Raw genomic sequence first — 9,267 nt, forward strand, 5'->3', positions numbered from 1 at the left:
AGCACTTCGCGTTCCTCGCGATCGGGCCGTCGCTCGACCGCGCCCTCTTCGACGTCGCCGGTGACACGGATGCCGCGACGGCGGCCCGCGCGGTCAAGCGAGCCGAGCTCGGCGCCGCCGCGTTCCTCCGCGCCTACGCGGCCTGAGCGGTCGTGCTCAGGCCTGCGGCCGGCCCGTGATGATCGCGCGGATCGTCTCGACGGGCAGCTTCGGGACTCGCCGCTCGTCGACGAGGCCGTTGGCCTCCTGGCGGGTGTCCGTGAGCTGCGTGTAGCAGAACCCCGCGAGCACGGGTGAGGCGTGCAGCGCCGAGACGAGCTCCGACAGGTGCTCCTCGAACTCGGTGGCCGAGCCCGAGACCGAGTAGCCCCAGGTCTCGATGTCCGAGTCGGGCGCGAAGGTGATGCCGCCGAACTCGGTCACCATGACCGGCTTGCCGCCGGTGCCGGCGGGAAGTGCGACGAGGCGACGTCCCGCCGGGCCCACGCCCTCGCGCATGGCCTCGATCGAGGCGGCATCCGCGTAGCTCGTGCGCAGTGCCGAGCCGGTCGTCGCATAGTCGTGGATCGTGAGGAGGTCCGACTCCGCGTGCTCCCAGCCGTCGTTCGAGACGGCGAGCCGCGTCGGGTCGAGCGCCTTGGTGAGGTGGAAGAGCGCCTGCACGTAGTGCAGCTGCGCGGGGTCGTGCGACACGTGCTGCACCCCCCAGCTCTCGTTCACGGGCACCCACGTGACGATCGACGGATGCGCCGCATCGCGGGCGATCACGTCCATCCACTCGCGGACCGTGCGCTCGATCGCGCGCGGCGAGAACTCGAAGGCGCTGCCGATCTCGCCCCACACCAGGAGGCCGAGCCGGTCGGCCCAGAACAGGAGGCGTGGGTCCTCCACCTTCTCGTGCAGGCGCACCGCGTTGAAGCCCAGGTCCTTGATGAGCTGCACCTCGGCGCGCAGTGCGTCGGCGCTCGGCGCGGCGAGGTGCGACTCGGGCCAGTAGCCCTGCTCGAGCACCGAGCGGAGGAAGCAGGGGCGGTCGTTCAGCAGGAAGCGGCCGCCGTGCTCGTCGACGCTGCGGAGCCCGAGGTACGAGGCGACGTCGTCGACGACGGTGCCCGCCTCGTCGACGAGCCGGAGCCGCGCGTCGAGCAGCGTCGGGCGCTCGGGCGACCAGAGCAGCTGCTCGTAGCCCTGGCCGTTCGCCTGGCGGGGCAGCGCGACGACGAGGCGATGCTCGGGCTCCGTCAGGCGCGTGCGGAGGGTGCCGAGCTCCTCGCCGTCATGCTCGATCTCGACCTCGAGCCAGAGCGGCCGCGTGGGCCGGGATTCGAGGCGCAGCTGCAGGGCCACGTTCGCGCCGGGAACGTCGGGGATCCAGTTCACCCGGGTCACGCGGTCGGATGCCGCGGCCTCCAGCCAGACCGGCTGCCAGATGCCCGTCGTGCGGTGGTACCAGATGACGTGGGGCTCCTCCAGCCAGTCCTGCTTGCCGCGCGGCTGCGAGACGTCGTGCGGATCGTCCTCCGCACGGACGACGAGTGCGATGGGGCCGCCGAGCAGGTCCTCGGGGAGCTCGAACGAGAAGGGCGTCTGGCCGCCCTCGTGTGAGCCGAGCAGGCGCCCGTTCGCCCACACCGAGGCGCGGAAGTCGACCGCGCCGAAGTGCAGCACGACGCCGGGCGCGTCGTCGTCGAGCCCGGCCGCGCGCAGGTGCTGGGGCTCGATCACCCGGCGATACCACGCGACGCGGTGGAAGGCCGTGTCGCCGATGCCCGACGCGGGGGACTCGGGAGGGAACGGCACCACGATGCGGTCGGAGAGCGGTGTCTCGCCGAGGTGCCAACCCGACCGGAGCCCGGTGTCGTCGTCGTCGAACGCGAATTCCCACTCGCCGCCGAGGTCGCACCAGGAACGGCGCATCAGTTGGGGGCGCGGGTAGGTGCCGTCTTGCAGGGAAGCCCGCATCGTCGAGGAATCACGCATGCATCGAATCATGACGCATCCTTACAGCGCTGTAAAGTCACGACATCGGCAACTGCCCGGATGACGCCGGAAGTCGGCGGCCGGGTCAGGCTCCGGGCGCGCTGGCGCGCACGGAGATGCCGTGCGGCACGACGATGTGGCGGCCGGCGCCGTGATGCCCGTGCATGCGCTCGTGCAGGAGCTCGAACGCCCGGGTCGCGAGCGCCCGCTTGTCGGGGGCCACCGAGGTCAGCGTGGGGCTCGTGTACCCGGTGATGGCGCTGTCGTCCCAGCCGACGATCGCCACGTCGTCGGGCACGGCGATTCCGCGGCGGCGCAGCGCGGTCAGCGCGCCTGCGGCGAACCGGTCGTCCCGGGAGAGGATGGCGTCGAAGTCGAGTCCGCGGTCGAGCGCCGATTCGACCGCCGCCTCCGCGTCGTGGGAGTCGAATCCGCGCGCCTGCAGCACCAACTCGGGATCGAGTCGCACCCCGGCGCCCACGAGCGCCTCCTGGTAGCCCAGCAGGCGACGCCGGTTCGTCATCGTGATGTCGCCGTCCACCAGGCCGAGGAACGCGACGCGCCGACGACCGAGATTCAGCAGATGCCGCACGCCGTCGAAGGCTGCGGCCACGTTGTCGATCATGACGTGGTCGGTCGTCACGGGCGCGTCGATCTCGCCGAGCAGCACGACCGGGAGATCGTCGTGCAGGCGCGCCAGATCGAGCGTGGCCATGCGCGTGGGCTGGAAGATCACGCCGTCGACCAGCCCGGCCTCGCGGTCCTGCAGCACGGCCTTCTCCGCGGCGGCATCGCTCAGCGTCTGCTCGATGATCACCCGGTAGCCGCGTGCGAGTGCGATCTCCGCCAGGTGGCTCGCCATCTCGCCGAAGTACGGGTGGTCGATCTCGGGCATGGCGAGCGCGATCATGCCGGTGCGCCCGGTGGCCAGGCGGCGGGCGGTGAGGTTCGGCCGGTAGCCGAGCTCGTCGATCGCGGCCTGCACGCGTGCCCGCATGTCGGGCTGCACGTGGGCGTACCCGTTGACGACGTTCGACACCGTCTTCATCGACACCTGCGCGCGCTCGGCGACGTCGATGAGCCTCACCCGTGCCATCGCCCCTCCTCACGTCGAAACGAGTCTAAGTGCGGCCGAACGCGCGCCGGTGGTACACCCTCGCGAGAAATCAACCCACTCGACAGATCACTTTACAGCGCTGTACATTGTCTGAGGCCGTCACTTTCGACGGCAGGTCCGCGCGACTGCGCGACACCGTTTTCAACGAGGAGGACGACCGGTGGGCAAGAGGCTGAGGTTCACGAGGTTCATGCAGGGGGCGGCCATCGCCGCCGTCGGCGCGCTGGCGTTGGCCGGCTGCAGCGGACAGGGCGGCGCGCAGAGCGCCGGTGGCGAGTTCACGGGCGAGTACGACGGCCCCGAGGTCACCCTGCAGTACTGGAACGGATTCACCGGTGGTGACGGCCCGTTCATGGAGCAGATGGTCGACCAGTTCATGGCCGAGCACGACAACATCAAGATCGAGTCCACGACGCAGGAGTGGAGCGACTTCTACCAGAAGCTGCCCGCGGCGGTGACGGCGGGCGAGGGCCCCGACGTCGGCGTGATGCACCTCGACCAGCTGGCGACGATGGCGGCCCGCAACGTCATCGTGCCCGTCGACGACCTCGCCAAGGAGCTCGACCTGAGCGGCGACGACTTCAGCAAGGAGGTCTGGGACGCCGGCGTGTACAACGACGCCCGCTACGGCATCCCGCTCGACGTGCACTCGCTCGCGATGTACTACAACACCGAGCACTTCGCGGCCGCGGGCATCACCGAGCCGCCGACCGACGAGGCGTCCTTCCAGGAGGCGCTCGACAAGCTGAAGGCCGCCGGGTACGAGACGCCGTTCTGGATGCCGGCCCTCTGGCCCGCGCACCTCATGGAGCTGTCGCTGATCTGGCAGGCCGGTGGCGAGCCGTACTCCGAGGACGGCAGCGAGGCGACCTTCGACTCCGCCGAGGGCGTCGACGGCCTCACCTGGATGCGGTCGATGGTCGACGAGGGCTACAGCCCCGCGGATGTCGCGGCCGACGCCCAGTACGTCGCCTTCAAGAACGGCGAGACGTCCATCACCTGGGACGGCATCTGGCAGATCAACGACCTGAAGGAGTCGGGCATCCCGTTCGCGGCCGCGCCCGTGCCGGCCATCGGCGGCGACCCGGCCGTGTGGGCGAACTCGCACAACTTCTTCCTCCCCCGCCAGGCCAGCCCTGATGACGACAAGGTCAACGCGGCCAAGGTGTTCATCGCGTGGATGAGCGAGAACTCGGGCGAGTGGGCCGGCGCCGGCATGATCCCGGCTCGCGAGTCGGTGCGCTCGTCGGTCATCGGCGGCACCGTGCAGGAGCCGATCGCCGAGCAGATCGACAACATGCACTTCCTCCCCGCGGTGCCCGGCCTCGGCCCGGTGCAGGCGGAGACCCTCGAGGTGGCGGTCGCCGACGGCGTCCTCGGCAAGGCGAGCCCCGAAGAGGCGCTGCAGCGCGAGGCGGATCGCGCCACCAAGCTCATGCAGGAGAACCTCGAGAAGTTCGGCGGCTGACATGAGCACCCAGACGCGCGTGGGCGCCTTCGCAACGGAGGCGCCCACCGCGGCATCCGATGGGGCGGCCGCCCGGCGCGCCGGGGTGTCGCCCACCCGCCAGAAGCCCTTCACGCCATGGCTCTTCCTGCTGCCCTACCTGCTGCTGTTCACGGTCTTCGTGATCGTGCCCTCGGTGTTCGGCATCTGGATCAGCCTGCACGAGTGGGACTACACGCTGCCGAACAAGCCGTTCGTGGGCGGCGAGAACTACGTCGAGCTCTTCGATCCGAACTCGGTCAACTCCGGCTCGTTCTGGACCTCGATGCGCGCGACGGCGATCTTCACGGTCTTCAGCGTGCCGCTGCTGCTCGTGCTGCCGCTCTTCGTCGCACTGCTGATGAACAAGTCGTTCCCGGGGCGCAACTTCTTCCGCGCCGTCTACTTCGCGCCGTACGTGCTCGGCGTCGCGGTGGTCGGCCTGATGTGGCGTTACCTGCTCGACAACAACATCGGCCTCGTCAACTACTACCTGGGCCTGTTCGGCCTGCCCGACGACACCGCGTGGACGACGTCGGTCCCGGCCGCCTGGGTCGCGCTCGTCGGCGTCACGGTGTGGTGGACGCTCGGGTTCAACTCGGTGATCTACCTCGCGGCGCTGCAGGACATTCCCGCAGAACTGTACGAGGCGGCATCCGTCGACGGGGCGAACTCGTGGCAGAAGTTCCGCAACGTCACGCTGCCGGGTCTCCGGCCGATCCTCACGTTCGTGACGATCAACACGTTGATCGCCTCGGCGAACATGTTCGGCCAGTCCTACATCATCACGCAGGGCGCACCCGGACGCGAGACGCGCACGGCCATCTACCAGATCGCCGAGACGGGGCTGCGGAACTTCCAGATGGGTGACGCCGCGGCCATGAGCTACGTGCTGACGTTCTTCCTCATGGTGGTCAGCGTCATCGTCTTCTGGCTGTTCCGCGAGAAGAAGGAGAAGCCGATGCCGCAGGAGCCGTCGGCCGTCCAGGAAGGAGCACTGCGATGACCGCCATCGAGCGCGTCGCCACGCCGGCCGCCGTGACCGCCGTCGAACGGCAGGGCGACGCGCGCACGGGGCGCACCCCCGTGTGGGCCATCGTGCTGCGCTACCTGCTGCTCGCGGTGCTCGCCCTGCTCTACATCAGCCCGATCATCTTCATGCTGGTGACGTCGTTCAAGACCCGGGCGGATGCCGCGGGGATCCCGCCGAGCTGGATCCCGAACCCGTTCACCACGCAGGCGTACGAGACGATCCTCACGGCGAGCGGCACCCCGGTGCTGATCTGGTTCTCGAACAGCCTCATCGCGGCGGTGCTGCACTCGGCGCTGGTGGTCGTGACCGCCTCGCTCGCCGCCTACCCGCTGGCGCGGATGAGGTTCCGCGGGCGCGGGCTGGTGTTCGGCATCGTCATCGCCACGCTGCTCATCCCGCCCGTGATCCTGATCATCCCGAACTACCTCATCGTCGGGAACCTGGGCTGGCTGAATTCCCTCGTTGCGATCATCATCCCGACCGCGGCATCCGCGTTCGGCGTGTTCTTCATGCGGCAGTTCTTCCTGAGCCTGCCGGCGGAGCTCGAGGAGGCGGCGCTGATCGACGGCGCGAACCGCTGGAGCATCTTCCTGCGGATCATCCTGCCGCTGTCGAAGCCCGCCATGGCGACGCTCGCCCTGCTGGCGTTCCTCACCAACTGGAACGACTTCCTCTGGCCGGTGTACGTGCTGTTCAGCGCCGACGTGCAGACGCTGCCGGCGGGCCTCGGCACGCTGCAGTCGGCGAACGCGGTGCGGTACGACCTGCTCATGGCGGGCGCCGTCATCGCGAGCGTCCCGGTGCTGCTGCTGTTCGTGTTCCTGCAGCGGTTCATCATCGAGGGCGTCTCGCGCCAGGGGCTCAAGGGGTGACGCGCACGCTCCGACGCGTCGCGGCGGCCGGCCTCGCGCTGGCCGCCGCGGCGGCACTCGCCTCGTGCTCGGCGAGTGCCGGCGATGGTGCGACGGATGCCGCGTCCGATGCGGCATCCGAATCGCCGTTCACCCCCGTGATCGACGAGGACTTCCCCGATCCCGACGTGCTCGCGATCGACGACGGCTACGTCCTCTACGCGACGAACGACTCCATGCGGAACGTGCAGGTCGCGCGCTCGGCCGACCTCGTCGAGTGGGAGGTGCTCGACGACGACGCCCTTCCCGAGCTGCCCGACTGGGTCATCCCCGGCAAGACGTGGGCGCCCGAGGTGACCGAGATCGCACCCGGGCAGTTCGTGATGTACACGACGACGACGAACTTCTCCCCGTCCCGCCAGTGCATCGCGGTCGCGACGGCGGACTCGGCGACCGGCCCGTTCGTCGTCCAGGGCGACGGCATGCTCGTCTGTCCCGACGAGGAGGGCGGCGCCATCGACGCGTCGACCTTCCGCGACGACGACGGCAGCCTGCACCTGGTGTGGAAGAACGACGGCAACTGCTGCGGCCTCGACACCTGGCTGCAGACCGCGCCTCTCAGCGCCGACGGCCTGAGCCTCACCGGTCCGCCGATGCGGCTGCTGAAGCAGGACCTCGAGTGGGAGGGCGACCTCATCGAGGCGCCGACGCTCGTGAAGCGCGACGGCGTGTACCACCTCTTCTATTCGGCCAACTCCTACGGCGACGAGACCTACGCGGTCGGCCACGCCACCGCGCCGGCGCTCGCCGGGCCGTGGACCAAGGACCCCGAGCCGTTCTTCTCCACCGACTCGACCGACGGCGCGCTCATCGGCCCCGGCGGACAGGACATCGTGACGGATGCCGCGGGCGACGACGTGTTCGTGTTCCACGCCTGGGACCCGGACTTCCTCGCGCGCAAGGTCTACACGCTGCCGCTCGCCTGGGACGAGGGAACGCCCCGCGTCGTCGTGCCCTGACGCTCGAACGCCTGCCCGCACGTGTGCTCGCACGGCGCGTGATCCGGGGGCCAGAATGGCATCCGGAGGTCGCCGATGATCACGCATGAGGTCCTGAACCAGGTGCCGCCCCGCGAGGGCGTCGACGAGTACGCGGCGAATGCGCCGCTCGTCGAGGCGGTGGCGCGCTGGGGCAGAGGTGCCGCCGACGCCGACGTCGACGACACCGCGGCATCCGCGCTGCACGACGTCGGCCGCCACGTCGGCACGGCCGCGTTCCAGCGGGACGCCGAGCGCGCGAACACGCACGCGCCGGTGCTGCACACCCACGACCGGTGGGGCCGGCGCATCGACGAGGTCGAGTACGACGACGCCTACCACCGCATCATGGCGGCCGCGATCGGCGCGGGTGCGCACACGTCGGCGTGGGCGGATCCGGCACCCGGCGCGAACGTCGACCGCGCCGCCGCGTTCTTCCTCTTCGCGCAGGTCGAGCCAGGGCATGCCTGCCCGGTGTCGATGACGCATGCGGCCGTGCCGACGCTCGAGCTGGCGACATCGGGGCTTCGCGACCACTGGATGCCGCGGCTGTTGACCCGCGAGTACGAGCCGGAACTCGGCGGCCCCGACAAGTCCTCCGCGCTCCTGGGCATGGCGATGACCGAGAAGCAGGGCGGGTCCGACGTGCGCGCGAACACGACGCGCGCTGAGGCGACCGGCATCGACGACGCGTGGGGGCGCGAGTTCAGGCTCACCGGCCACAAGTGGTTCTGCAGCGCGCCGATGAGCGACGCGTTCCTCGTGCTCGCGCAGGCGCCCGGCGGCCTCAGCTGCTTCCTCGTGCCGCGCGTGCTGCCCGACGGGTCGCGCAACGTGTTCCGCATCCAGCGCCTGAAGGACAAGCTGGGCAATCGCTCGAACGCGTCCAGTGAGATCGAGCTCGACGGCACGACCGCGTGGCTCGTCGGCGAGGAGGGACGCGGCATCGCCGCCATCGTGCAGATGGTGACGCGGACCCGTCTCGACTGCGTCATCGGATCGGCCGCAGGCATGCGCCAGTCGGTCGCCGAGGCGGCGTGGCACGTGCGGCACCGCGCGGCGTTCGGGGCGCTGCTCGTCGACCAGCCGGCGATGACGGCGGTCGTCGCCGACCTGGCGGTCGAGTCCGAGGCGGCGACGGTGACGGCGATGCGCCTGGCCCGCGCCTACGACGCCGATGCCGACGGCAGCGAGCAGTCGTTCCGCCGCCTCGCGACGGCGGTGTCCAAGTACTGGATCTGCAAGCGCGGTCCGGGGCATGCCGCCGAGGCGCTCGAGTGCCTCGGTGGCAACGGGTACACCGAGGCGTTCCCGCTCGCCCGGCGCTACCGCGAGCAGCCGCTGCTCGCCATCTGGGAGGGGTCGGGCAACGTCATCGCGCTCGACGTGCTGCGGGTGCTCGCTCGCGAGCCCGACGCCTTCGATGCGTTCTTCGCGGTGGTCGCCGAGGCGACCGGTGAGCACGCGGCGCTCGACCTCGAGATCGCCGAGGCGCAGGCGGTGGTGCTCGAGGTGTCGTCGGATGCCGCGGGCGCGGCCGCCCGGGCACGCGAGCTGACCGAGCGGCTCGCCCTCGTGCTGCAGGCGTCGCTGCTCGTGCAGCACGCGCCCGCGGCGGTGTCCGACGCCTTCGTGCGCACCCGCATCGAGGGCGACGGCGGACTCCTCTACGGCGCGCTCCCGCCGGGGCTCGACACGGCGGCGATCCTCGCGCGAGCCTGAGTGCCGGCAGCGCGCCATCCCATCCTGCGCCGGGGGCGCGG

The 9,267-nt window shown here is 70.4% G+C and carries 7 protein-coding genes; 5 read left to right on the forward strand and 2 right to left on the reverse strand.

Going from position 1 to position 9,267, the window contains the following annotated elements:
• Positions 1-156: 156 nt before the first annotated feature.
• Both GH736_RS11645 and GH736_RS11650 read right to left on the reverse strand, forming a co-directional pair.
• Positions 157-1,980: a glycoside hydrolase family 2 TIM barrel-domain containing protein gene (locus tag GH736_RS11645; RefSeq protein ID WP_203230737.1), complete on the reverse strand. Its 1,824-nt coding sequence runs from the start codon at positions 1,978-1,980 to the stop codon at positions 157-159.
• A gap of 85 nt (positions 1,981-2,065) precedes the next feature.
• Positions 2,066-3,076 (reverse strand): LacI family DNA-binding transcriptional regulator, encoded by a 1,011-nt coding sequence (locus GH736_RS11650; RefSeq protein WP_159603404.1) that lies wholly within the window; start codon positions 3,074-3,076, stop codon positions 2,066-2,068.
• A 181-nt stretch (positions 3,077-3,257) separates the two neighbouring features.
• Here GH736_RS11650 and GH736_RS11655 point away from each other — a divergent pair, with 181 nt between their 5' ends.
• The 5 genes from GH736_RS11655 (at position 3,258) to GH736_RS11675 (ending at position 9,226) form a co-directional block, all read left to right on the forward strand.
• A complete protein-coding gene (locus GH736_RS11655; protein ID WP_159603406.1) occupies positions 3,258-4,565 on the forward strand; it encodes an ABC transporter substrate-binding protein in 1,308 nt (435 codons plus the stop codon).
• A 1-nt stretch (position 4,566) separates the two neighbouring features.
• Positions 4,567-5,589 (forward strand): carbohydrate ABC transporter permease, encoded by a 1,023-nt coding sequence (locus GH736_RS11660; RefSeq protein WP_159603408.1) that lies wholly within the window; start codon positions 4,567-4,569, stop codon positions 5,587-5,589.
• Positions 5,586-6,488 (forward strand): carbohydrate ABC transporter permease, encoded by a 903-nt coding sequence (locus tag GH736_RS11665; protein ID WP_159603410.1) that lies wholly within the window; start codon positions 5,586-5,588, stop codon positions 6,486-6,488. Before GH736_RS11660 ends, GH736_RS11665 begins: the two co-directional genes overlap by 4 nt.
• Positions 6,485-7,486, forward strand: a complete 1,002-nt coding sequence (locus tag GH736_RS11670; RefSeq protein ID WP_235934072.1) for a glycoside hydrolase family 43 protein — start codon at positions 6,485-6,487, stop codon at positions 7,484-7,486. The genes GH736_RS11665 and GH736_RS11670 overlap by 4 nt, the downstream gene beginning before the upstream one ends.
• A 75-nt stretch (positions 7,487-7,561) precedes the next feature.
• Complete coding sequence (locus GH736_RS11675) at positions 7,562-9,226, forward strand: acyl-CoA dehydrogenase family protein (protein WP_159603412.1); 1,665 nt, start codon at positions 7,562-7,564, stop codon at positions 9,224-9,226.
• Positions 9,227-9,267 lie beyond the last annotated feature (41 nt).

It is taken from the genome of Agromyces humi, from assembly GCF_009720255.1.
Classification (GTDB): domain Bacteria; phylum Actinomycetota; class Actinomycetes; order Actinomycetales; family Microbacteriaceae; genus Agromyces; species Agromyces humi.